23 protein-coding genes and 1 pseudogene are annotated in these 21109 nt (G+C 70.8%); 15 read left to right on the top strand and 9 right to left on the bottom strand.

The features are described 5' to 3' along the window. The first annotated feature begins 87 nt into the window (after positions 1-87). From ACFYQ5_RS13655 to ACFYQ5_RS13630, 6 genes and pseudogenes are all read left to right on the top strand, one after another. Positions 88-1209, top strand: coding sequence for a response regulator (locus ACFYQ5_RS13655; protein WP_389197167.1), 1122 nt, complete (start codon positions 88-90; stop codon positions 1207-1209). Positions 1210-1439: 230 nt separating this feature from the next. After that, positions 1440-1673, top strand: a complete 234-nt coding sequence (locus ACFYQ5_RS13650; RefSeq protein WP_389197165.1) for a hypothetical protein — start codon at positions 1440-1442, stop codon at positions 1671-1673. A 32-nt stretch (positions 1674-1705) separates the two neighbouring features. Continuing rightward, positions 1706-2302, top strand: a pseudogene (locus tag ACFYQ5_RS13645) (pilus assembly protein TadG-related protein); the annotation flags it as partial. Positions 2303-2329: 27 nt separating this feature from the next. Continuing rightward, complete coding sequence (locus tag ACFYQ5_RS13640; RefSeq protein ID WP_389197163.1) at positions 2330-2917, top strand: hypothetical protein; 588 nt, start codon at positions 2330-2332, stop codon at positions 2915-2917. 8 nt (positions 2918-2925) lie between these two features. Further along, on the top strand, positions 2926-3576 hold the full coding sequence (locus ACFYQ5_RS13635) for an OmpA family protein (RefSeq protein WP_389197482.1): 651 nt from the start codon (positions 2926-2928) through the stop codon (positions 3574-3576). A 12-nt stretch (positions 3577-3588) separates the two neighbouring features. Then, positions 3589-4872: a hypothetical protein gene (locus tag ACFYQ5_RS13630; protein WP_389197161.1), complete on the top strand. Its 1284-nt coding sequence runs from the start codon at positions 3589-3591 to the stop codon at positions 4870-4872. Here ACFYQ5_RS13630 and ACFYQ5_RS13625 read toward each other — a convergent pair. Together ACFYQ5_RS13625 and ACFYQ5_RS13620 are read right to left on the bottom strand one after the other, a co-directional pair. Continuing rightward, positions 4860-5051 (bottom strand): hypothetical protein, encoded by a 192-nt coding sequence (locus ACFYQ5_RS13625; RefSeq protein WP_389197159.1) that lies wholly within the window; start codon positions 5049-5051, stop codon positions 4860-4862. The two genes, ACFYQ5_RS13630 and ACFYQ5_RS13625, sit on opposite strands and share 13 nt — an antisense overlap. A gap of 11 nt (positions 5052-5062) precedes the next feature. Further along, positions 5063-5914: a helix-turn-helix domain-containing protein gene (locus ACFYQ5_RS13620; RefSeq protein ID WP_389197157.1), complete on the bottom strand. Its 852-nt coding sequence runs from the start codon at positions 5912-5914 to the stop codon at positions 5063-5065. 275 nt (positions 5915-6189) lie between these two features. Between ACFYQ5_RS13620 and ACFYQ5_RS13615 the strand changes: the two genes are divergently transcribed. Next, entirely contained in the window at positions 6190-6696 is a 507-nt protein-coding gene (locus tag ACFYQ5_RS13615) for an ATP-binding protein (RefSeq protein WP_389197155.1), read from the top strand. Between the two features lie 33 nt (positions 6697-6729). Here ACFYQ5_RS13615 and ACFYQ5_RS13610 read toward each other — a convergent pair whose 3' ends face one another. Next, positions 6730-6966, bottom strand: coding sequence for a hypothetical protein (locus ACFYQ5_RS13610; protein ID WP_389197154.1), 237 nt, complete (start codon positions 6964-6966; stop codon positions 6730-6732). Positions 6967-7325: 359 nt separating this feature from the next. Between ACFYQ5_RS13610 and ACFYQ5_RS13605 the strand changes: the two genes are divergently transcribed. The 3 genes from ACFYQ5_RS13605 (at position 7326) to ACFYQ5_RS13595 (ending at position 8886) form a co-directional block, all read left to right on the top strand. Beyond that, the gene (locus ACFYQ5_RS13605; protein WP_389197152.1) at positions 7326-7928 is read left to right on the top strand and encodes a sigma-70 family RNA polymerase sigma factor; all 603 of its coding nucleotides are present in this window, start codon (positions 7326-7328) and stop codon (positions 7926-7928) included. Further along, positions 7925-8587, top strand: coding sequence for a hypothetical protein (locus ACFYQ5_RS13600; RefSeq protein ID WP_389197150.1), 663 nt, complete (start codon positions 7925-7927; stop codon positions 8585-8587). Before ACFYQ5_RS13605 ends, ACFYQ5_RS13600 begins: the two co-directional genes overlap by 4 nt. A gap of 89 nt (positions 8588-8676) precedes the next feature. Further along, on the top strand, positions 8677-8886 hold the full coding sequence (locus ACFYQ5_RS13595; protein ID WP_389197149.1) for a hypothetical protein: 210 nt from the start codon (positions 8677-8679) through the stop codon (positions 8884-8886). 41 nt (positions 8887-8927) lie between these two features. Here ACFYQ5_RS13595 and ACFYQ5_RS13590 read toward each other — a convergent pair whose 3' ends face one another. The 3 genes from ACFYQ5_RS13590 to ACFYQ5_RS13580 form a co-directional block, all read right to left on the bottom strand. Continuing rightward, positions 8928-9509: a hypothetical protein gene (locus ACFYQ5_RS13590; protein WP_389197147.1), complete on the bottom strand. Its 582-nt coding sequence runs from the start codon at positions 9507-9509 to the stop codon at positions 8928-8930. 20 nt (positions 9510-9529) lie between these two features. After that, entirely contained in the window at positions 9530-11512 is a 1983-nt protein-coding gene (locus ACFYQ5_RS13585) for a hypothetical protein (protein ID WP_389197145.1), read from the bottom strand. 175 nt (positions 11513-11687) lie between these two features. After that, positions 11688-12980 carry a benzoate/H(+) symporter BenE family transporter gene (locus ACFYQ5_RS13580; protein ID WP_389197143.1) on the bottom strand — a complete coding sequence of 431 codons (1293 nt, stop codon included), beginning with the start codon at positions 12978-12980 and terminating at the stop codon, positions 11688-11690. 401 nt (positions 12981-13381) lie between these two features. Between ACFYQ5_RS13580 and ACFYQ5_RS13575 the strand changes: the two genes are divergently transcribed. Then, positions 13382-14569 carry a hypothetical protein gene (locus ACFYQ5_RS13575; RefSeq protein WP_389197141.1) on the top strand — a complete coding sequence of 396 codons (1188 nt, stop codon included), beginning with the start codon at positions 13382-13384 and terminating at the stop codon, positions 14567-14569. Positions 14570-14653: 84 nt separating this feature from the next. Here ACFYQ5_RS13575 and ACFYQ5_RS13570 read toward each other — a convergent pair whose 3' ends face one another. Beyond that, positions 14654-15046, bottom strand: coding sequence for a DUF192 domain-containing protein (locus ACFYQ5_RS13570; RefSeq protein WP_389197139.1), 393 nt, complete (start codon positions 15044-15046; stop codon positions 14654-14656). A 105-nt stretch (positions 15047-15151) separates the two neighbouring features. On the opposite strand from ACFYQ5_RS13570, the gene ACFYQ5_RS13565 reads away from it, so the two are divergent. The 3 genes from ACFYQ5_RS13565 to ACFYQ5_RS13555 all read left to right on the top strand — a co-directional run bounded on the left by ACFYQ5_RS13565 (position 15152) and on the right by ACFYQ5_RS13555 (position 17389). After that, entirely contained in the window at positions 15152-15943 is a 792-nt protein-coding gene (locus tag ACFYQ5_RS13565) for a prepilin peptidase (protein WP_389197137.1), read from the top strand. Between the two features lie 71 nt (positions 15944-16014). After that, positions 16015-16833, top strand: coding sequence for a class I SAM-dependent methyltransferase (locus tag ACFYQ5_RS13560; RefSeq protein ID WP_389197135.1), 819 nt, complete (start codon positions 16015-16017; stop codon positions 16831-16833). Between the two features lie 100 nt (positions 16834-16933). Further along, the gene (locus tag ACFYQ5_RS13555) at positions 16934-17389 is read left to right on the top strand and encodes a hypothetical protein (protein WP_389197133.1); all 456 of its coding nucleotides are present in this window, start codon (positions 16934-16936) and stop codon (positions 17387-17389) included. A gap of 6 nt (positions 17390-17395) precedes the next feature. Here ACFYQ5_RS13555 and ACFYQ5_RS13550 read toward each other — a convergent pair whose 3' ends face one another. Beyond that, positions 17396-18574, bottom strand: a complete 1179-nt coding sequence (locus tag ACFYQ5_RS13550) for a winged helix DNA-binding domain-containing protein (protein WP_389197131.1) — start codon at positions 18572-18574, stop codon at positions 17396-17398. A 261-nt stretch (positions 18575-18835) separates the two neighbouring features. Then, the gene (mgrA, locus tag ACFYQ5_RS13545) at positions 18836-19873 is read right to left on the bottom strand and encodes an L-glyceraldehyde 3-phosphate reductase (protein ID WP_389197129.1); all 1038 of its coding nucleotides are present in this window, start codon (positions 19871-19873) and stop codon (positions 18836-18838) included. Between the two features lie 208 nt (positions 19874-20081). On the opposite strand from mgrA, the gene ACFYQ5_RS13540 reads away from it, so the two are divergent. After that, complete coding sequence (locus tag ACFYQ5_RS13540) at positions 20082-20843, top strand: isoprenyl transferase (protein WP_389197127.1); 762 nt, start codon at positions 20082-20084, stop codon at positions 20841-20843. The last annotated feature ends 266 nt before the right edge of the window (positions 20844-21109 follow it).

The raw sequence follows: 21109 nt of genomic DNA, 5'->3' as shown, positions 1-21109 counted from the left end.
GATCCGTCCACAGGCTGAACCGCTCGCACCACCACCGCTCCCGCTCCCGCACTTTCGTCCCCACGACACATGAGAGGAGGTCGCAGAATGCCGGACGACGTACCCCGCGCGTCGGGCCAGGACCGGCAGGCACAGAACCACGCCTCCCCGCACACGTCCTCGCACGGCACCCCGCTCAGCACGGAAGTCAGCAACCCCGCATTCCCGGCCACCCGGTCACCTTCGGCAGCCGAAGCGTCCGCGACATCCGTCCCCTCGGCGCCGGCGCCCCGGCCGATGATGCCCGCGTTCCCCGCCGCCCCTGACAGGCCGGCCCCCGGGCCCCTGCGGGTGGTCGTCGCTGATGACAACCCCGTCGTACGGGCGGGGCTCGGCGTCCTGCTCAGCGGCCGGGCCGACATCGAGGTCGTGGCGGAGGCGGCGGACGGGCGTGAGGCGTACGAGGCCGCGGTACGCCACCGGCCGGACGTCATCCTGCTCGACGTGCGGATGCCCGGGGTGGACGGCCTCTCCGCCTTGCCGCACCTGGTGCAGGTTGCACCCGTGATGATGCTGACGTACAGCCGCGAGAGCGACATCGTGCACGAGGCGCTGCGCCTGGGCGCGGGTGGCTATCTGGTGCATGGCGAGTTCACGGCCGACGAACTCGTGCAGTCCGTACGCGATACGAAGAGCGGCCGGGCCCCCTTCACCGCCACGGCGGCCGGTGCCCTCCTCGCCCATATGCGCCAAGGGGCGGACCAGCGACCGAGGCAGCTCCCGGAAGGACTCGGAGCGGCGCTGACGACAGGCGTTCCCTGTGACGGACCCGGCTCTGCGGAGCAGTCCCCGGGCTACGACGCCTACGCCGCGCAGGCCCCCGTGCGGCAGCCGGTGCAACCGGCCGGACATCCGGAAGGCCTTTCGCAACTGCAACCTGCTGTGGCACAGTCTTCGTCTGACAGAGGGCTCGGCGCGCAACAGGGCCCCAACAGGCGTCAGTACGACCTGAGTTCGAGGGAGGCGGAGGTCATGGAGCTCATCTCTTCAGGCATGAGCAACCAACAGATCGCCGCCACCTGCTTCATCAGCGAGAAGACCGTCAAGAACCACATCAACAGGATCTTCACCAAACTGCACAGCACCAGCCGCAGTGAGGCGATAGCCCAGTGGCTCGGCACGGCGCCGGGGTCGGGACCTGGAGCGAGGGGGGCGGGCAGCCATGGCTGAGCGGGGGAGGAGCCCCGGCACGGGGACACGTGCACGACGAGGGCGATGGGCCCAACATCCGTTTTGGGCCCGGGTTTGGGTCCTGGGACCCTCCTCCGAACGGGCCGTCACGTCGTACATTTCTCATGTCGCCGAAGGAACCGGCCTGGAGGAAGCCGGTCCCCGAAGCGGCACCGCAGAGACATACGCGTCGGCCGGCCATCGGCCGGCAGGACCCGGAGGGGAACACCATGAGCAACCTGATGCTGAAGGCGTCCGTCAACGCCAAGGTCTGGGCGAACACCTCGGTGGAGCGCATGAAGGCCCGGGCCCAGGCAGACCGGGGGCAGGGCGCGGTGGAGTACCTGGGCATCATCGTGGTCGTCGTGGCGCTCATCGCGGCTCTCATGCTGACGAACATCGGCACGACGATCGGTGGAGCCATCACCGCGCAGATCAACAAGATCACGGGTGGCGGGAAGTAGCCAGACGGACGAACGAGGCAGGGCAGGCTTTCCCCATCTACATCGTGGTGGTGGCGGGCCTGCTCTTTCTTGCGTTCGCGTACTTTGCCGTCGGCCAGGCATCGATGAAGAAGAACGAAGCTCAGACGGCTGCGGACGCCGCCGCGCTCGCGGCGGCCACGGACGCACGTGACGAGTGGACATGGCCCAGCGTGTTCGACCGCAAGGAGTGGGACGACCTTCTGAGCGGCCAGGACATCGGAACAGGATCATGCTCCGCCGGGGAGTGGCTTGCGTCGCAGAATGCTGCTGACCAGGTCTCCTGCGACCCGGAATTCTGGCCCGAGGCCTCCTACACGGTCACCGTCGAGACGAACGAAGCGGTCGGTAGTTCGGTCATCGCCGGCACCGACTCGAAGAAGGCCGTGGCCACCGCCAGAGCGGTGATCGAGCCACGCTGCCGTATCGAGCAGGACATGCGTCCCACGCCGGGCCCCCCGGAGGACGACGACGGCGACACGGACGAAGCCGAGGAGCAGAAGGCGTACAAAGTCATCTGCGATGAAGAAGACTTCGACATCGATCCGAAGCACATCGATCTCCTGCCGGACCTGGCAGACCTTTTCTCCGTCCACCTGGCCGACAAGTAGATGAATGACACCGAGAGGACCACGCCGATGCGTGCAGCCATGACCCGGATTCGCTTCAAGGGGGCTGCTGTGGCGGCTGCCTCTGTAGCCATGGCTGTCGTGCTGACGGCATGTGGCGGCGACGGGGGATCGGAGGACTCGGAGGGAAAGACCAACGAGCCGTCCACGTCTTCCGACAGTCGGGAGAGTGAGGCGCCGGGGCCCGAAGCGGAGGACGAGAACCAGGTGCTCTCCACGATCAAAGGCAAGGACGGAGTGGAGGTCATTGTCAGCTCGGCCGAGCGGGAGTCCGGTGGGTTCGTCACAGTCAAGGGGCGGGTGAAGAACGGATCGGAGCAGATCTGGGCTGCTGCCGGATGGCAGGGGCTTGAGCAGGAGCTCGTGAACAACGGCGCATCCATGGCGGGCGCGACCTTGGTGGACCAGGCAGGTAAGAAGCGTTACCTGATTCTGCGTGACACCGACGGCCGGTGCCTGTGCACCAAGTTCGAGGCGGTCCAGCCGGATGGCGAGGCACCGTTCTTCGCCCAGTTCCCCGCTCCGCCGCAGGCGACGACGGAGGTCGACTTCCAGATCCCGACCATGCCCACCGCGACGATCAAGATCTCCGGGTGATGACGACCATGCAGCCACCCAGCCCAACCTCACACACACCACGGCGTGCGCTGCGCCGCCGCGTCGGGCTCTGTGCCGCCGCTACCGTGGTCCTCGGTACGTCGACGCTGTGGGGAACCGCCTCCGCGACGGCGGACGACAACCCCACGGCCGTCCCCAGCGCCTCGCCGCCCGTCGAGATCGACGCGAACTCACCCGGGCTGATGCTCGGCGACGGTGCGACCCTCGGCGACGTTCGCGTGCTCGACATCAAGTCCGTCGTCGAGGATCTGGGGGGTGAGGAACGCCGCGAGGACACCAACGTCGACATCACCTTCGCCCTCCAGGCCGAGGTCCTCTTCGGCAAGGACAGCGCGAAACTGAGTGGTGAGGCCAACGCCCGCATCACCGCGATCGCCGAGGAGATCAGGAACCAGAACGCCACCAAGGTCCGCGTCTTCGGCTTCACCGACGACCTCGGTTCCTCGGCACACGGTGACGTCCTCTCCAAGGAGCGGGCCAACGCGGTGCAGGGAGTCCTCTCCCCGGGCCTCCCGAACGTCACCTTCGAGATCCGTGGCTACGGGGAGCAGTATCCGATCGCGAGCAATGAGACCGAAGAGGGCCGCAAGAAGAACCGCCGCGTGGAGGTCACCTTCCAGCGCACCAGCGGCTCGTAGAGGGAGCGGATCATGGCGAGGGCCGGAAGCGCTGCGGCCGTCGTGGCGGCGGCAGCGCTCTGCTTGCTGCTGCCGGACACCGCGGCGGCCCACGCGCGCGCGGACGACGCTCCGGGGAGCGCCGCCTCCTACCGGCCTGCGCACGGCTCCGTGCCCGTCACCGGCACGGAGTCGAGCGCGGACGGGCCCCTGCTGGAGCGGGCGAAGATCTACTCGGACACCATCGGCCCTGGCCAGAAGAAGTACTACCGGGTTCGGCTGGACGAGACGTCCAACGCGTTCGTCTCCACCGTGCTCGCCCCGCCTCCCGGGACGAAGAGCGGCATCCTCGACGGCATGCAGGTCTCCTTGACCTCAGCCGACGGCACAGCGTGCAGTTCCAACACGACCAGCTACTTCGGGGGCGACACCACACGTCCGATCGCGGACTACGCGTCGCGTCGTATCCAGGGCGACGGCAGTCCCTGTCAGCAGGCCGGGGAGTACCTCTACACCGTGGCCTGGGCAGGTCCGCAGACCAGTGGTGCCACCACGTGGCCCATCGAGCTGACCTACATGGCCGAGCCCGGTCTCGAGCCCGGTGCCGCCGAGCCCCAGGCGCCGACGACCTGGAGCTCGAAAGCACCGTCCCTGAGCAAGGGCTCTCCGCAGAAGGTGAGCGGCGGTACGGGGTTCAACGACGCGGCAGCTGTCGGCGACGGCGTCTGGCGGGACGACCTCCGGCCCGGCGAAAGCCGGTTCTACAAGGTGCCGGTCGCCTGGGGTCAGCAGCTCTTCCTGCGGGCACAGCTGGCCAACGCCGCGTCGGACGGCTCGTTCTTCGCCGTCAACGGGCTGCGCCTCGCGCTGTACAACACAGCTCGTGGCCTCGTCTCCGACAAGAGCACCGGCTACCGGGGCGTCCCCGCCGGAGTCGATCTCGGCACGGCCCCGGCTGCCTACGCGAACCGGTTCGCGGGAGACCCGGCCGCGGAGTCGGCGATGCGGTTCCAAGGCTGGTACTACGTCCAGGTGACCCTTGACCCGAAGGTGCCCCGCAGCGTCCCCATGACGCTGAACGTCGGTCTCCAGGGAACGGCCCAGCCGGGCCCACCGTACGACGGCGACGCGGAAGCGGCCGGCTTCGGCCTCGGTGACGCGGGCCCGGACAGTGACGAGGCCCTCACGATGCGAGCGATCGGGTACACGGGGATCGGCGCCGGAACCGTGCTGGTCCTGGGCCTGGGCGCCTGGCAGCTCCTGGGCCGTCGCAGGCGCCCGGCCGGTGGGGATACGGCTGCCGTCTACAGCAGGTGATCGGCCTTGCCGGCCTTGATGTCCCGGATCATCTGCTGAAGGGCCTCGCGGCTGTCGGTGAGGTAACGATCCTCCGCCCCCACGAGGGCGATGTAGCCGTTCCCTTGCGGGTCCGTCCCTATCCGGAAGCAGGAGTTTCCTTCACCGCAGAACGGTTCTTCCCACTGGACTTCTGGCATCGGTCTTCTCCTCAGAGTTGGTGTGCGATGGCGTGGATGAAGTCTCGTGATTCGCCAGGCGGCAGGGCGATCCGCTCCATCCAGTCCAGATGGGCCCGGTACTTGGCCAACTGGGATTCCGTGTGGACGAAGACGGGACCGTGCGAGTTGTCGATCTGCACGGTGTCCAGTTGTGTGGCCGCGCCGTCCGCGTACAGCACGGTCTGCCCGGCACCAGGAAAGGCGCCGGCGACGAAGGGGATGACCAAGAGCCTCACGTTGGACCGCTCGGACTTCTCGATCAGGTTTCCAAGCTGAGCACGCGCCACGGAGCGACCGCCGAACTGCATGCGCAGGGCCGCCTCGTGGACGATGGCGGTATAGGGAGGAGCCGCATCGCCGTCGAGCACGGCTTGGCGCTCCACGCGGTGGGCCAGCCGCAGAGCGATCTCCCGCTCCGGCAGATGCGGAATGACTACTCGGAACAGGGCCAGGGCGTGGTCGGTCGTCTGGAGCAGGCCGGGCATGTGCATCGCGTAGGCCGCTCGCATGCGCAGAGCGTGGGCCTCCAACTCGGCGATGTCGAGGAGCCCCTGGGGCAGCGCGCCCCGGTATTTCTCCCACCAGCCCCGGCTCCGGGGCTGCGCCATCTCGACGAGCGCGTCAACGTATGTGTCGTCGGTGCAGTCGCAGTTGAAGGCCAAGGTGCGCAATCGATCCGGGCTGATGGGCCGCGCACCCGACTCGATGTTCGAGATCTTGCCGCGATCGACGCCGAGGAGCCCGGCCGCGAACTCGGCCGAGACGTCTGCTGACGTGCGCATTCTCCGCAGCTCTGCCCCAAGTCGCTTCTGGCGTTCGGTAGGGGACGTCCTCGCTGCCATACCGTTCCTCTCCGCGTGCGGTCACCGGCAGTCTGCCGTCTGCGCGCGTGACGCATCCACGAAAGGGTTCACTTCTCCTCGCGAGAGGGTATTTTTGCCCCTCTGTGGCTACATTGAGTATCGCATCGCGCACGCTGCGCCAAGTCGAAGTGCATCACGCGGCCCTGCCCGCACCTCCTGCCCTGGGAGGGGCAGGTCCGCGTCAGGGAGACAGGCCACAGCTCACCCGCAGCGGCGAAAACCGTCAACTCGGTATCCACGCAAGGGAGTCAGTCATGCAGCCGTACGCGCCCCCACTCCGACGTGCCGCCCTCTGTCCTGCGGGGGCTCTCCTCCCCGCCCCCGGGGCCGCCCCGTACCTCCGGTCGAAATCCCGCCCCCACCGAGGGCTCGTCCTCAGCCTCACGCTGCCGGGTGACCCCCGCAGCGCGGCGGTCGGGCGGCGAGCGGTGGCGGCGGCCCTGCCCGCCTGCGGGCTGCGCTCCCTTGCGTGGCCTGCCGTGCTCGCCGTCTCCGAACTCATCGCCGTCAACGCGGCGTTTACGCCAGGCCGCGAGCTCTACCTCTCGCTGCGCCACGGGGACGGCGCCCTCCGCCTCGTCCTCTGGGACCAGCACCCCCGCCACGCCGACCCGGACACCCTCGCCCTCTGCGAGGTCCGACGCCGACGGGCCCTCTGGCTGCTGTCGGCCGTCGTCGACGACTGGGGCGGCGACTGGGGTGTCAGCGAGGGGCGGCCACCTCACCAGGGCATCAAAACCTGGACCAACCTTCCGCATTGAGTTCTTCCCTGCGCTGTCCTCTTCGCCTCCCCCTCACCCGTGGTGTCCTGGCGGTGCCGGACGAGGGCGCCGTCCCGTCGGCGGAGCAGCAGGGATGCGTGTGCCGACGACCTTCCGGGTCGCCTGGCAGTCGACCTCGACGAGGCCGGCCGTGTCGGCCGGGGTGAAGCCGGCCGTCTGGATGTCCAGGTCGCAGTGCTCGAACTGGCACAGCATCGTCCAGTTCGTCGCCGTCGGCCTCGGCGTCGGTATCGCGCCCTGCAGCGTCACGACGTTGCTCCCCGCAGGCGTCAGGAGACTCGAACTCGAAGAGAGCGCCGGAGCGGGATGTGTCCTACGCCACAGTCGCTCCCGTGCGCACACGCGTCCAGTCCGTCCGGCGAGGGGATTACGCCTGCTCACAGATGCCACGAAGCGACCTGTGCCGGCTGTGAATCACGCACGTGGTGGCTGAACGAGCACTTCCGGTAATTTTTTCTGACTGCGAATGAGTCCTGTGGGCCCGGATTCGCTTGAGTGGGGACCAGAACCCAACCGGGCCGCAGGCACCGGGAGTCGGTGCCCCTCAACGAAGAGGAATCCCGTGAAGAGTGCTGTGCCCACCAGAGCGCCGCGTGCCGGAGGTCCCCATGCGCGATGACCACGTCCGCGAGAGCGGGAGAACCGCGGACAGCAGCAGCCACGATGTGGACGAACCGCTCGCGCTGCCGCTGGACTTCGAGGCGTTCGTCCTCAGTCACCAGCAGTTCTTCCACGCGTACGCCGAGATCCACTGCGGCACGAGGCTCGCAGCCGAAAGCATCGTCCACGAGGTCTTTCTGGAGATCCACGCCGTCTGGGACGGGCTGCTCCAGGAGGACGAGCTGGAGCGACGCACACTCGCGGTGCTGCACCGCCACGTCACCCGGCGTCTGGCGCGGGAGGGCCGGGATCCGGCCTACATCATCAACGGGCAGATCGAACGGGACCTGCGGGTGCTGCGGGGTGAACTCGAACTCGTCGAGAGCCGCATCGGTCTGTACGAAGCGATTTCGGAACTGCCGGTCCGGCAGTACACGGTGGTCGTTCTGCGCTACCTCCTGGGCTACCCGACCAACCGGATCGCACGCTTCATGAGCCTGGACGACCGCACCGTGAACTACCACTGCCGCAGGGCGAAGGAGCGCCTGGGGAGAAATCTGGGCCTGCCCGTACGCACCCGGGCCAAGCAGGGAGACGAGGGAAGACAGTGACCGCAGCGACCAGTGCCACGATTGACGGTGCCCTGGAACGGGCACGCGTCACCGTCACAGACCCCGCGGGATTCGACGTAGGTGCCGCGCTGCGCCGGCTGGCCGCCGACGTGGGCCGGTCCGCGCCGGCGACCGACACCGCCAGGGCCGCGCAGGCGGGCCACCGGCTGAGCACGGTCTGCCGGTGGATGATCAACGCGCCCGGCGCGGCGGGGCACATCGACAAGCTCGCCGTTCCGCTGCCGGAGACCACGTTCGACGTCGAAGGCGCCGCCGTCTTCGCCTGTCTCCTGCGTCTGACGGGACACCCGCAGAGCGCCCAGTTCTGGTGGCAGCTCTCGGCCGGAGCCGGGCACCGGGTCTCCGCGTACTGCCTGCACCTGCATCACCTCTCCCTCGGGGAGAGCCGTGAGGCCGCGCACTGGCGGCACGAGGTCACCGACTCCCGCCCCGATGCCGAAAGCATCGACGACCTCCTCCTGGAGTGCCTGGAGACGGTCGCCACCTATGTACGGAAGAACGGCTCGGACGCCAGCACGCCCCCAACCGGGCTGCTGGAGATGGAGGTGGACCGGCTCGCGGGGGAGGGCAGCAGCCCGATACTGAGCCGCCCGGACCGCCGACTGGCCGATCACCTGCGCGACTTCACGAGCCGCTGACCCCCGCACCAGACCGAAGGGAGCCCCCCGGGCGCCGACTCGCCCCGGAGGGCTCCCTTCTTCATGCCCGGAGGACCGACATGCACCGCGTGACCACGCCCATGCCCACGACCCCGCCCACGACCCCGCTCACGGCCATACCCACGCACCGGCCGCCCCGTACCCGGACAGGCCGCATACGGGGATGGGTCCACTCCCAGCGCCGGGCGGCGGCAGGCCACTTCGTACGCGGCCTGTGCTACGGCGCGGGGCTTCTCACCGCGAGCCTCGCCGGGCTCTGGTTCCAGCAGTACCTCTGAAGCGGGCCCCAGCACGTCCATGAACGAGGCTCCGGAGCGGGTTACCTGACGGTGATGGACCCGACGAACGCGTCGAGGTCCGCCGGACTCAGCGCGCCCTTCACCGCGTTGATCCGGATGGCGAACGGTACGTCCTTCGAGTCGACACCGGCCACCACGACGCCCGTCATCCGCGTTCCCTCCGCCGGGGTCGACTCCTCGCCCGTCGACGTGAACTCATAGTCGATCCTGCGTGCCTCCCGGGCGCTCGCCTCACCAGCGAGGAGCACGTCCTGGGTGTCCTTGCGGGTGGTTCCGAGCCCGATCCCGGCGCCCGCCGCGGCGGCGGCCTCACCGGCGTCGCCGACACCGGTGGCGAAGTCCAGCTGGACGGACACCATGCCGGTGCGCAGCCCCTTCTCCTCCTTGAGCGCGACCGCCGCGTTGGCCTTGCCGCGCTCGGCGGCCGGCTGCGGGGTGTACCCCTCGTCCTCGGGGTAGCCGACCGACACGCTCTTCGTGTCGAGCGTGCCCCAGCCGTCCGGGACCGTGGCGGCGTCCGTGCCACCGCAGCCGCTGAGCGCGGTCAGCCCGAGGAAGGCGGCGACGGCCGCGCCGAGCGCTCTGGACTTCGTCAACGTCATCGTCTCTTCCCTGTGTGTGTTCACCGCGCGCAGTAGCTGTACGGGAGGTACGTGCGGCTGTCACCCCGCGGAGCTCCGAGGAACTGCGCGTCCGTCAGTGTCTCCTCCTTGTGCTCGTCGGAGACCGAGAAGCCGAGGCTCATACCCAGCGAGACCTCGAAGCCGAACTCCAGGGCGTCGCTCTCGCCGTGGTACCGCATCGTGCTGGACAGGCCGTCCTGGAACATCAACTGCTCGAAGGGGTCGGTTCCGGCGGGCTTTTTCTGCAGCGAATGGTCGCCGAACATGTACGCGAACGGGGCCGTGTTGTCGCCGGAGCCGTCGAGCCACTCCTCGGCGAGGGAGCGCTTGGACTCGGTGATCTTGTCGGTCTCCTTGCCGAAGACGATCGAGTTCGTCCGCACCTCGACGCCGGTGTCCCCGGAGGAGTCGGTGATGCCGCCCTTGCCGCCGCGCTTGTCCTTGCCCTTCTTGCCGTTGTCGCCGCCGGCCTCGCCCTTGTCGGACGTCGAGGTCTTCTCCACCGTCTGCGTCATGTCGATCCGGACGATCTTCCCGGTCTTCTGGTCGCGGGTGACGGTGAGGGCCCCGGTGCGGCTGTCCTTGGCGCCGGCGGTGCCGCCCAGCGGTCCGGCGGTGCCGCTCACCTTGCCCTCGATCTCCAGCTTGGCGGTGTAGGTGTACGACTCGTTGCCGTTGACGTCGTCCTTGGTGATCGTCACGTCCGGCGAGAACTTGGCCTTGCCGCCCAGCTTGGCGCCCAACCTGGTCTCGTCGTCCGCTTTGACGGAGAGGCCGCCGTCCGCGTACGGATTGAGGCCGATGGTCGAGTAGGAGATCTTCTTGTCGCCGATCTTCTTCTCGACGTCCTCCTTCTTGTCGGCCCACTTCATGCCGGAGTACCAGCCGCCGCCGTAGCCGCCGCTGTGCTTCATCGAGGTTTCCCACATCTTCATCTCCTCGATGTCGTCCCGCATCTTCCGGGCGTCGGCCTCGCTCCTGAAGACCCAGGTGTCACCGTTGGTGATCTTGATGCCGCCGCCGATGTCGACGTCCGCCTTGCCCAGACTGCCGAGCTTGGCGCCGGGGGTGCTGGCGTTGACGCCCGCGGAGGCGGCGTCGGTGAACGTCATGTGGACGAGCGTGTCGTTCTCGTCGACCTTGCCGTCCTCGTTCACATCGGTGTCGGCCTGGGAGACCTTCTGCTGGAAGCCGTACTCCTCGCCCCATTCGAACCAGCCGATCTTGACCTTGCCGCCGGCGGTGTCGGAGACGCGGGAGATCTGGCAGAGCTTGGGCTCGTAGTCGGCGTCGGTCTTCGGTTCCGCCGTGCCGTCCCCACCTGCCCTGCAGCCGCCGCCGTCCCCGGTGAGCGTGCTGACGGCGCAGCGGAGACGCTCGCCGATCCGGCCTCCGACACCGGCCAGGGCGAGCGCGCCGACGAGCGCGACCACCAGGACGACGACGCCGAGGTACTCGGTCGCCGTGGCGCCGCCCTCACGCCAGTCGTACGAGCGGGTGTACCTCGGCAGGGGCGCGGGAGCCGTGCCACGGCCCTCGAAGAGGCGGTCCAGGGCCAGCCCGACGGCGGCGCCGGTGACCATGACGACGGCCGGCATGAGGAGGCCCTCGGTACCCACGACGTCCCACGCCACGGCATAGCCGTACGCCAGCCCGGCGACGGGGACCGCGAGCGCGCCGAGGAGGTACAGGAGACGGGAGTCCCGGTGCCGGCCCGGGAGGGTGCGGGTGGCCGCCAGGACCGTCAGCACGGTCACGAGGACGCCGGGCAGATGCAGCAGGGCCAGTCGCCAGCCGAACAGATCGAGCCGTTCCTCGGTGGCGAGGGTCTCGACGAGCGCCCGCGTCATGAGGAACCCGGCGACGACGTAGACGAGGGCGCCGGCCGCCCAACTACGGCTCAGGGGAAGGAGCCGGCCGCCCCCGCCGCCCGGCGGTATGTGGCCCGGGACTCCGCCTCCCCAGTCGCTGCCACCGCTCACGGTCCACCCTCTCGCCTGCACCCGCCCGGTTGTCTCCGGGCTGAAATGTACGGCTGGGAATCGTGTGTGGCCTGGGCCCCCGGCCCCAAAGACGGGCCCAACTGCGGTCCTTCGCACGCCGGTCGGGACGGAGGGCCCGGCCCGGCGGACCCGGCCCGGCGGCAGGGCGCCCGGCTCACCGCCCGTGCGTCGGCTCCGTGGCGTCAGCCGGTGCGGAAGCGGACCGGCGGCGGAGCCGGCCGTTGAGCAGGACGTGCGCGGCGACCCCGAACACCAGGCCCCAGAACGCCGAACCGATGCCGAACAGGGTCACCCCGGAGGCCGTGGCCAGGAAGGTGATGAGCGCGGCCTCCCGGTCCTTCTCCTCCCGCACGGCGCCCGTCAGCCCGCCGGACAGCGCGCCGAGGAGGGCGACGCCGGCCAGGGCCGCGACCAGCTCCTTCGGCAGGCCCGCGAAGAACGCCACGAGGGTCGAGCCGAACGCGCCGACCACCAGGTACACCGCGCCGCACGCCACCCCGGCGACGTAACGGCGCCGGGGGTCGCGGTGGGCCTCGGGGCCCGTGCAGATCGCGGCGGTGATGGCCGCGAGGTTCACCGCGTGCGAGCCGAAGGGGGCGAGCGCGGCCGAGACCAGGCCGGTGGAGCCGACGAGGAGGCGGTCGTCGGGGCGGTAGCCGGACGCGGAGAGCACGCCGACCCCGGGTGCGTTCTGGGAGGCGAGCGTCGCCAGGGTCAGCGGGACCGCGATGCCGATCAGTGACGCCACGGAGAAGGCGGGTGTGGTGAACACCGGCTGCACCAGGCCGACATGGCCCAGCCTGACGTGCAGTTCCGAGCTCGCGGCGCTGCACGCCACACCGGCGACCAGGGCCAGGAGGACGGCGTAGCGGGGGAGCCACCGCTTGCCCAGCAGGTAGGCCAGGAGCACCGATCCGGCGATGACCGGGGTGTGCTCCAGCGACGTGAACACATCGGCGCCGAACGAGAAGAGGATGCCCGCGAGCATGGCGGAGACGACCGCGCCGGGCACGAGCCGCATCAGCCGCCCGAAGATCCCGGTCACCCCGATCAGGGCGATCACGAGGCCGGACACCACGAAGGCGCCGATGACCTCGCCGTACGCGTACGAGCCGATGCTGGTGACCAGGAGCGCGGCGCCGGGGGTGGACCAGGCCGTGATGACCGGCATGCGGGTGCGCAGGCTGAGGGCGATGCAGGTCAGCCCGCTGCCGATCGAGATCGCCCAGATCCACGAACCGGTCTGCCCGGCGTCCAGGTGCCCGGCGCGGGCGGCGGCGAGCACGATGACCAGCGGCCCGGAGTAGGAGACGACGACCGCGACGACGCCGGCGAGTACGGCGGACAGCGAGAGGTCGCGGACCAGCCGTGGCCGGGGCGAGGGCGCGCCCGACGGAGGCTGCTCCGTGTGTTCCTCCGCCGTCGGTACCGATGAACCGGCCGTCATCCGCTGTCGCCCTTCTTCCGAACTGTCACGGGCCCGCCCGTACGGGGCGCGTCGTCCGTACGGGTCGTACGGACGCTCGAAACCCTCGCACGACGTGCCGCGCACCCTGCGCCGGGTCCGGCACGCGAGACGGTGCGGGGCGCGGGCGTCTCACCGGGTCGGGTTCGGCGGCCGACGAACGTGGCTGGTGGTGGTACCGCCGCTCGGTGAAGCTGTCCTGGGACGACTGATCATGTCCGGTCTTTGGGCCCCTGGGCCCATGACGGGCAGCCGCCAGGCCCATAGCGTCACCGGTGCAGGTGATCGACGCCCGTCCCGGCGCACCCCCCACGGTGCCGGGCCGGGTGTCACGGCAGGCCCGGTCCGGTGACCCGCGCGGCGCCGGGCCCATAATCGGCCGTATGCCCGACCAACAGACCCGCTCCCGCCCGGTGCGGCCCGAATCCCGCAGCACCCGGCACCGCACCCTGGCCCTGCTCACCGCCGCCGCCCCCGCGCTGGGCGCCTACGCGGCGGTCAGGGCCGTCGGACTCCTCGTCTTCTGGGTGTCGGCGTCGGTCGCGGGGAAGGACGCCCTGCATCTGCTCGGCGGGCGCTGGGACTCCGTCTGGTACCAGCGGATCGCCGAGAACGGCTACGGCCACACCGTCACCCTGCCCGACGGCGGCGCCCACCCCGACCTGGCCTTCTTCCCGCTGCTGCCGGCCCTGGAGCGCGGCCTCGCCACGGTCACCCCGTTCACCGTGCAGGGCGCCGGAATCGCCGTCGCCTGGTCGGCGGGGCTCCTCGCGGCCTGGGGCATCTTCGCCGTCGGCGCGCGGCTGTACGGGCGGCGGGCCGGGGTGGTGCTGGCCGCGCTGTGGGGCGCGTACCCGACGGCGTTCGTGCAGTCGATGGCGTACACCGAGACCCTCTTCACCGCGTTCGCCGCCTGGTCCCTGTACGCCGTGCTGCGCGGCCGCTGGATCGCCGCCGGCGCGCTGTGCGTGCTCGCCGGGCTGACACGGCCCTCGGCCGCCGCCCTCGTCGCCGCGCTCGCGCTCACCGCCGCCGTCGTCCTCGTACGGGAGTGGCGGGCGGGCCGCCGGCGCGGCCTGCTGCGCCGGAACGCGCGGATGCTGCTGGGGGTCTGCCTGGCGCCGCTGGGGTGGCTGGCCTACGTGGTGTTCGTCGCCGTACGGGAGGGCAGCCCGTTCGCGTACTTCGACGTCCAGGCGCAGTGGGGCAACAGCATCGACGGGGGCCGGGCGCTGGCCGCGTTCATCGCCGGACTCCCGCTTCCCGCCGCGCTCGGGCTCTGCGCCGCGCTGGGACTGCTGGGGTGGCTGGTGTTCCTGTGTGTACGGCAGCGGCAGCCTCCGCCCGTGCTGGTGTACGGCATCGCGGTCGTCGTCATCTCGCTCATCGGCTCCGGCTACTTCGGCTCCCGGCCGCGCCTGATGATGCCCGCCTTCCCCCTGCTACTGCCCCCGGCCGTCGCGCTGGCGGGGTGGCGTACGACGGTGCGCACGGGGGCGGTCGTCGCCGCGCTCGCCCTGGGCTCCGCCGCGTACGGGGCGTGGACGCTGCTGGGACCGGGGCCGCCGTGAGCCGGGCCCCCGGGCCCACGCGCCGGGGCAGCCCGGTTGTCAGCGTGCGGAGCCGGTGCTGACGGGCAGCCTGGAGAGGGCCCGTCACGGCGCAGGCGGCGAAACGTCCCTGACGACGGGTACGGACACCCGCACCCGCGTCCCGGGCCGCAGGCCCCACCCCTCCATCGCCCCGGCCTCCGACTCCACCACATGACGGGCACGGAACCTGGGCAGGCCGAGCCGGCCGGGCTTCATGGTGCGGACCGCCAGCACACGGAACCCCCGGTCCAGATACGCCACATCGATGGCGAACCGCATCCGGAAGGTGTGCACACTCCCGCAGGGGGTGATCAGCAGCGCGCCCTCGACGCCGTCCACACCGAGCAGCCCACGCGCCCGCGCCCGGTACGAGGCGGCGATGCGCAGCGGCACCTCCCGCACCTCGGAGCCCGTCCCGAGCGTCAGTGTGCCGTTGCCATCACGCCATGTCCCCATGGGCAGCGACGGTAGCTTCCCGGGACGGCGTGTGGGTCCGGAACGGCGACCGGTGGGCCCCAGGGCCCAAGACCCCGCAGCGCGCGCCCGATTAGGGTCAAAGCCGTGGACGCCACACTGATTGCGGTCGCCGCGCTCTGGGGCGCCGCCGCCGGACTGCTGCTCCCGCGTGCCGCGTACCGCTTCGCCGTCGAGCCCGAGGAGCCCTGGCGGGACGCGTGCCCGGCCGGGCACGCGCTCACCGGGCCCGCCCGGGGCTGGCTCGGCTCGACCCGGTGCGCGCCATGCGCCGTGGCGGTCCCCTCCCTCCCGGGAGGCACGGCACCCCGGGCCACGGCACCGGCCCGGCAGGGCCGCTACGCCCCCGCCGTCGTCGCCCCGGTCGTCACGGTGCTCGCCTGCGCGGCCCTCGCCGCCGGCACCGGGGCCCGGCCCGAGGCCGCCGTCTGGCTGCTGCTGGCGCCCTTCGCCGTGCTGCTCGCCGTCATCGACCGCCGCGTCCACCGGCTCCCCGACACGCTGACGCTGCCCCTTGCCGGCGCGGCCGCCGTGCTCCTGGGCGGTGCGGCCCTGCTGCCCGAGCACGGCGGGTCCTGGACCTCGGCCCTGCTCGGTGGAGTGGCGCTCGGCGGCTTCTACTTCCTGCTCTTCCTGATCAACCCGAACGGCATGGGCTTCGGTGACGTGAAGCTCGCCCTCTCGCTGGGCGTGGCGCTCGGCTGGTACGGCTGGGCGGTCGTCTTCGCGGGCGGCTTCGCCGGGTTCCTGCTGGGCGCGCTGTACGGGACGGGACTGATGCTGACGCGGCGGGCCGGGCGCAAGACGGGCATCCCGTTCGGCCCGTTCATGATCGCGGGAGCGCTGGTCGGTCTGCTGTTCGGAGGCCTCGCCGCTTGAATCCCACCCGGCGCACCTACGTACGGAATATCGGCTCGCACCAGGTCGTGGCGGACCGGCACCCTCTCCGTATGACCGAATCCTCCGCGCCCTTCGTCCCCGCCGCCTCCGACGCGCGCTTCGACACCCTCGTCGCGGAGGCCGACGCCGTCTCCGTCGACGGCTGGGACTTCTCGTGGCTCGACGGACGGGCCACCGAGCAGCGCCCCTCGTGGGGGTACGCGACCGCCATGGCGGACCGGCTGGCCAGGGCCCGGGCCGCGCTCGACATCCAGACCGGGGGAGGGGAGGTCCTCGCCTCCGCCTCCGTGCTGCCGCCGCTCACCGTGGCCACGGAGTCCTGGCCGCCGAACGTCGCCCGCGCGACCGCCCTGCTCCATCCGCGCGGCGCCGTCGTCGTCGCGGACTCCGACGAGCCGCCGCTGCCCTTCGGCGACGAGGCCTTCGACCTGGTCGTCAGCCGGCACCCGGTGACGACGTGGTGGGACGAGATCGCCCGGGTGCTGGCTCCCGGGGGCACGTACTTCTCCCAGCAGGTCGGCCCGGAGAGCGTGTTCGAGCTCATCGAGCACTTCCTCGGTCCGCTGTCCTCCGAGGCGCGCGGCGCCCGGGATCCGCAGCGCACGCGGCGCGACGCGGAGGCTGCCGGGCTGGAGGTGACGGACCTGCGTACCGAGCGGCTGCGTATCGCGTTCCTCGACATCGGCGCCGTCGTCTACTTCCTGCGCAAGGTCATCTGGATGGTGCCGGGGTTCACCGTCGCCGCCTACCTGCCACAACTACGCTCGCTGCACCGGAGGATCGAGGAGGAAGGGCCGTTCGTCGCGCACAGCGCCCGCTTCCTGATCGAGGCGCGGAAGCCGCAACGTGCCCCGCACCCTCTACTCTGACGGCGCCTCACCGACCTGGATGCAACGAGATCACCCGTCCCTCCGTCCTACCCGGAGTAGTGCGACCCTGGTGGTTGAGCGCACAACGAAGGAGCAGGTCATGTCGGTGGGAAGGGAATTGCCGGGCGGGGAGATCAGCGCACCTACCGGCCGGCCGCGCCACGGGAAGGCCGACTGGCTCACGGGCGCGCGGATCACCTCTGTCCAGGGCTTGTTCTACCGGCCCGAGGGCCGCGCGGGGGAGCCCGAAGCCGTCGAGTTCGTCCTGGAGGACGGGCAGTCGGTCCTGCTGACCTGCGCCTCCGACCAGACACTGAGCATCACCTCCGGAGCCTGGCCCGGCCTCCCCGACTGGTGCGTACCCGCGGGCCAGTGGCAGTTCGAGCACCTGAGCCGGCTGCCGCCCGCTCCGTACGGCGGTGCCTGGACGGTCACCGGCACGCAGGAGCGGCGCGACGAGCACGGCGAGGTGCGCGAGGCGGTGATCCGCTGCGAGAACGGTGACTTCGTCATCGCCGGCGGGGACACGGTCGCCATCCGCTTCGTCCTCCGCTGATCCCCGCTACGCGTGACCGCCCACGGTCACCTTTCCCACCGTCAGCTCCGGGGTGCCCTCCAGCACCCCGCCCAGCTTTTCCACCTGCTCCTCCAGCGCCCGCGTCCGCCCGGCGTCCAGCGGGCTCAGCGGTTCCACCGTCACCGCGATCCGCTTCCCCGAGCGGCGCTGGTGCCACACCCCGGCAACCGTTCCGTCCACCAGCAGCACCGGGAAGTTGCCCGCCTGGCCCCCGGCCAGCGCGCGCTCGTACGCGGCGCCGGGGAAGAGCCGCTCGCGCGGCCGGGAGGCGATGGCGAACGCGTCGAAGTAGGGGAGCAGCCGCACCCCACGCGGCGCCTCCGACGGGAACAGGGTGTCGCCCGCCGCCACCCACGCGGTCCCGCAGTCCTCGAGCGTCACCTCCTCGATCGCGCCGGCCCCGGCCAGGTCCTCGAAGAGCTGCCCGGCCCAGCCGCGCGGCGCCGCGAGCCACTGGGCGAAGTGGACCGGCGTGGCGGGACCGTACGCCCGCAGATAGCGCCGCACGAGCGCGGCCGTCGCTTCCCCGCCGGGCATCGGGACGGTCCCGGGGTTGGTGTACGTGGCCTTCCGGCCCCGGTTCGGCGCGTAGCACAGGGCACCCCGGTGGCCCGCCAGATGCAGCACCTGGCGCCAGCGGGGCCACATCCCCTGGAACGCGGGCATCACCGGATCGCCCGCCCAGGGGCCGGTGCGGGCGATCACCTCGTCGGAGAGTTCGTCGATCGTGAGCTCGGCACCCGTCAGGGCGCCGGCCACCGCGGCCACCACCGCCTCGACCTGGTCCGGGGTCATCCGGGCGTCCTTGGTGAAAGGGCTGCTGCCCCTCGGCACGGCGGACAGGGCCCCGGTCCACATCGGCAGTTCCCCGGCCGGCAGCAGATGCACGGTGCCGCGCGGGCCGAACGTCTTGACGAGGGTCCGGTCCGTCCACAGAGCCGTCCGCACATCGGTCCGCGTCACCCCCGGCGCGCGGAGGCCGGCCGAGAGCTCGGCGGCGGACAGCACCTGCGCGTGCGCCCCGAGCATCGCGGCGACGGCGCCGGTGACGTCATGGGCCGAGCGACCGGCTGACGAGGTGTTCTCGGACAGGGACTGCCGCTCAAGGCGCCGGGCGTTCGCCCGGGACCAGCTGACGGTCATGCTGCGGGCTCGTGTCGTCATGGCCCGAATCTAGGACCCCAACAGGACAGTTCCTGTCCTGTTAGAGCCTCCGCGGGTGCCGGGGGTGTGCCCGCAGCGCAGTCCGCCGAACTCGGAGAGTGATATTTCGTGGCGCGGCACGCAGCATCACTTACGAAGGGTTATGGTGGAAACCCCCCCTCGGGCCGGTCCGTAACCCCCCCCACGGACCGGCCCGTTTTTTTGTGCCCGGAGCGTGCTCCGGATGCGCGGCCCGCGCGCCGGGCGGACGGCGGCTGTGTGTCAGCGCCGGTTGGCCCAGATGTTGGTGCTCGCGGTGTCCACGGCGAAGGTGTCGATCTCCGTCAGCTCGGCGGCGGTCAGCGCCGGGGCGGCCAGCGCGGCCACGTTCTCCTCCAGCTGCTTCACGCTCGACGCGCCGATCAGGGCCGAGGTCATCCGGCTGTCGCGCAGGACCCAGTTGAGCGCCAGCTGCGCGAGGGACTGCCCGCGGCCCCGCGCGATGTCGTTCAGCCCGCGCAGCCTGCGCAGCATCTCGTCGGACAGCAGGTCCGGGTCCAGGGACTTGCCCTGGCTGGCGCGTGAGCCCTCGGGGATGCCCGTCAGGTACTTGTCGGTGAGCAGCCCCTGGGCGAGCGGCGCGAAGGAGATGCAGCCCATGCCGGCCGTCTCCAGCGTGTCGAGCAGCCCGTCCGCCTCCGTCCAGCGGTTGACCATCGAATAGGACGGCTGGTGGATCAGGGCGGGCACGCCCATCCCGCCGAGGATCCGCGCGGCCTCGGCGGTCTGTGCCGCGTTGTAGGAGGACACGCCCGCGTACAGGGCCTTGCCCCGGGTCACGGCGGAGGCGAGCGCACCCATCGTCTCCTCGAGCGGGGTGGCGGGGTCGAAGCGGTGGGAGTAGAAGATGTCGACGTGGTCGAGGCCCATCCGCTGCAGGGAGGCGTCGAGCGAGGACAGCAGGTACTTCCGCGACCCCCACTCACCGTACGGGCCGGGGTGCATCCGGTAACCGGCCTTGGTGGATATGACGAGCTCGTCCCTGTACGGGGCGAAGTCCTGGCGGAAGAGCTTGCCGAAGTTCAGCTCGGCGGAGCCGGGCGGCGGGCCGTAGTTGTTGGCCAGGTCGAAGTGGGTCACACCCAGGTCGAAGGCGCGGCGCAGGATCGCCCGCTGGGAACCCAGGCCCCGGTCGTCGCCGAAGTTGTGCCAGAGGCCGAGCGAGACGGCGGGCAGCTTGAGCCCGCTGCGGCCGGTGCGGCGGTATTCCATGGAGTCGTAGCGAGAGGTGTCGGCGAGGTAGGAGAGGGAATCAGTCACGTTTCACTCCTTATCACGGACTTGTGACACACCGGGTTGGGCCCCTGTGGCCCGTCCGCAGTAATGTGGCCGCTTCGGGACATGCCGGTCCGCGGCGCGGAAGCGCGGTGCGCGGGCCGTGCGGCGGTCCCCTCGGGGGGCGGCCCCGGACCCCCGGTGAGGGGGAGGGCGGGCCTCGGGCCCGTACAGAACCGAGAGGGTGAACTCAGTGAACTTGCGCGACCTGGTGTACGGGCTCTACGCACGCCGGGTGGAAGGCCGCCTGGACCACGACCAGGTGCCCAAGCACATCGGAGTCATCCTCGACGGCAACCGGCGCTGGGCGAAGGCGTCCGGCGGCTCGGCGGTGCAGGGACACCAGGCCGGGGCGGACAAGATCTCGGAGCTGCTCGGCTGGTGCAGCGAGACCGACGTCGAGGTCGTCACCCTCTGGCTGCTCTCCACGGACAACTTCGACCGGCCGGAGGCGGAGCTCATCCCGCTGCTCGGCATCATCGAGAACACCGTGCGCCAGCTCGCGTCCGACGGCCGGTGGCGCGTCCACCACGTCGGCACGCTCGACCTGCTGCCGTCCCGGACCCAGACCGTCCTCAAGGAGGCGGAGGAGGCCACGGCGGGCATCGACGGAATAATCGTCAACGTCGCCGTCGGCTACGGCGGGCGCCAGGAGATCGCGGACGCGGTCCGCTCCCTCCTCCTGGAGCACTCCGCCAAGGGCACGACCTTCGAGGAGCTCGCCGAGGTCGTCTCCACGGACCTGATCTCCGAGCACCTCTACACCCGCGGACAGCCCGACCCGGACCTCGTGATCCGTACCAGCGGGGAACAGCGGCTGTCGGGCTTCATGCTCTGGCAGAGCGCCCATTCGGAGTACTACTTCTGCGAGGTCTTCTGGCCGGCCTTCCGCAAGGTCGACTTCCTGCGCGCCCTGCGCGACTACGCGGCGCGTCACCGGCGTTACGGGGCCTGAACACCGCGCGGCCCGGAAGAGAACCGAAGGTGCTTGTCGCAGGCGGGGGCATGGCTTCGCGTGTTCGAGGGAATACAGCTCTCAGGTCGACGTCCGGTCAGTAACCAGGCGGACGTCGCAGCCAAGTGAGCGGCACCAGCCCGCTCGCCCGGGAGGCCCTTTGCACACGAAGGACCGCACACCGTGCGGCCGACGCGGAGGGCCGGAGTTCGGCCCGCGCACGGGGTCCGGACCCGGCCCGATCTCTCCCTTTGGGAAGTTCCGCG

Origin of the sequence: Streptomyces sp. NPDC005794 (assembly GCF_042871445.1) — a bacterium.
Classification (GTDB): Bacteria; Actinomycetota; Actinomycetes; order Streptomycetales; family Streptomycetaceae; genus Streptomyces.
This window is presented reverse-complemented; position numbering and strand designations above follow the sequence as displayed.

Coding starts and splice junctions, on each gene's coding strand:
- ACFYQ5_RS13655 (WP_389197167.1), top strand. CDS start 88: ATGCCGGACGACGTACCCCGCGCGTCGGGCCAGGACCGGCAGGCACAG.
- ACFYQ5_RS13650 (WP_389197165.1), top strand. CDS start 1,440: ATGAGCAACCTGATGCTGAAGGCGTCCGTCAACGCCAAGGTCTGGGCG.
- ACFYQ5_RS13640 (WP_389197163.1), top strand. CDS start 2,330: ATGCGTGCAGCCATGACCCGGATTCGCTTCAAGGGGGCTGCTGTGGCG.
- ACFYQ5_RS13635 (WP_389197482.1), top strand. CDS start 2,926: ATGCAGCCACCCAGCCCAACCTCACACACACCACGGCGTGCGCTGCGC.
- ACFYQ5_RS13630 (WP_389197161.1), top strand. CDS start 3,589: ATGGCGAGGGCCGGAAGCGCTGCGGCCGTCGTGGCGGCGGCAGCGCTC.
- ACFYQ5_RS13625 (WP_389197159.1), bottom strand. CDS start 5,051: ATGCCAGAAGTCCAGTGGGAAGAACCGTTCTGCGGTGAAGGAAACTCC.
- ACFYQ5_RS13620 (WP_389197157.1), bottom strand. CDS start 5,914: ATGGCAGCGAGGACGTCCCCTACCGAACGCCAGAAGCGACTTGGGGCA.
- ACFYQ5_RS13615 (WP_389197155.1), top strand. CDS start 6,190: ATGCAGCCGTACGCGCCCCCACTCCGACGTGCCGCCCTCTGTCCTGCG.
- ACFYQ5_RS13605 (WP_389197152.1), top strand. CDS start 7,326: ATGCGCGATGACCACGTCCGCGAGAGCGGGAGAACCGCGGACAGCAGC.
- ACFYQ5_RS13590 (WP_389197147.1), bottom strand. CDS start 9,509: ATGACGTTGACGAAGTCCAGAGCGCTCGGCGCGGCCGTCGCCGCCTTC.
- ACFYQ5_RS13580 (WP_389197143.1), bottom strand. CDS start 12,980: ATGACGGCCGGTTCATCGGTACCGACGGCGGAGGAACACACGGAGCAG.
- ACFYQ5_RS13575 (WP_389197141.1), top strand. CDS start 13,382: ATGCCCGACCAACAGACCCGCTCCCGCCCGGTGCGGCCCGAATCCCGC.
- ACFYQ5_RS13570 (WP_389197139.1), bottom strand. CDS start 15,046: ATGGGGACATGGCGTGATGGCAACGGCACACTGACGCTCGGGACGGGC.
- ACFYQ5_RS13560 (WP_389197135.1), top strand. CDS start 16,015: ATGACCGAATCCTCCGCGCCCTTCGTCCCCGCCGCCTCCGACGCGCGC.
- ACFYQ5_RS13555 (WP_389197133.1), top strand. CDS start 16,934: ATGTCGGTGGGAAGGGAATTGCCGGGCGGGGAGATCAGCGCACCTACC.
- ACFYQ5_RS13550 (WP_389197131.1), bottom strand. CDS start 18,574: ATGACGACACGAGCCCGCAGCATGACCGTCAGCTGGTCCCGGGCGAAC.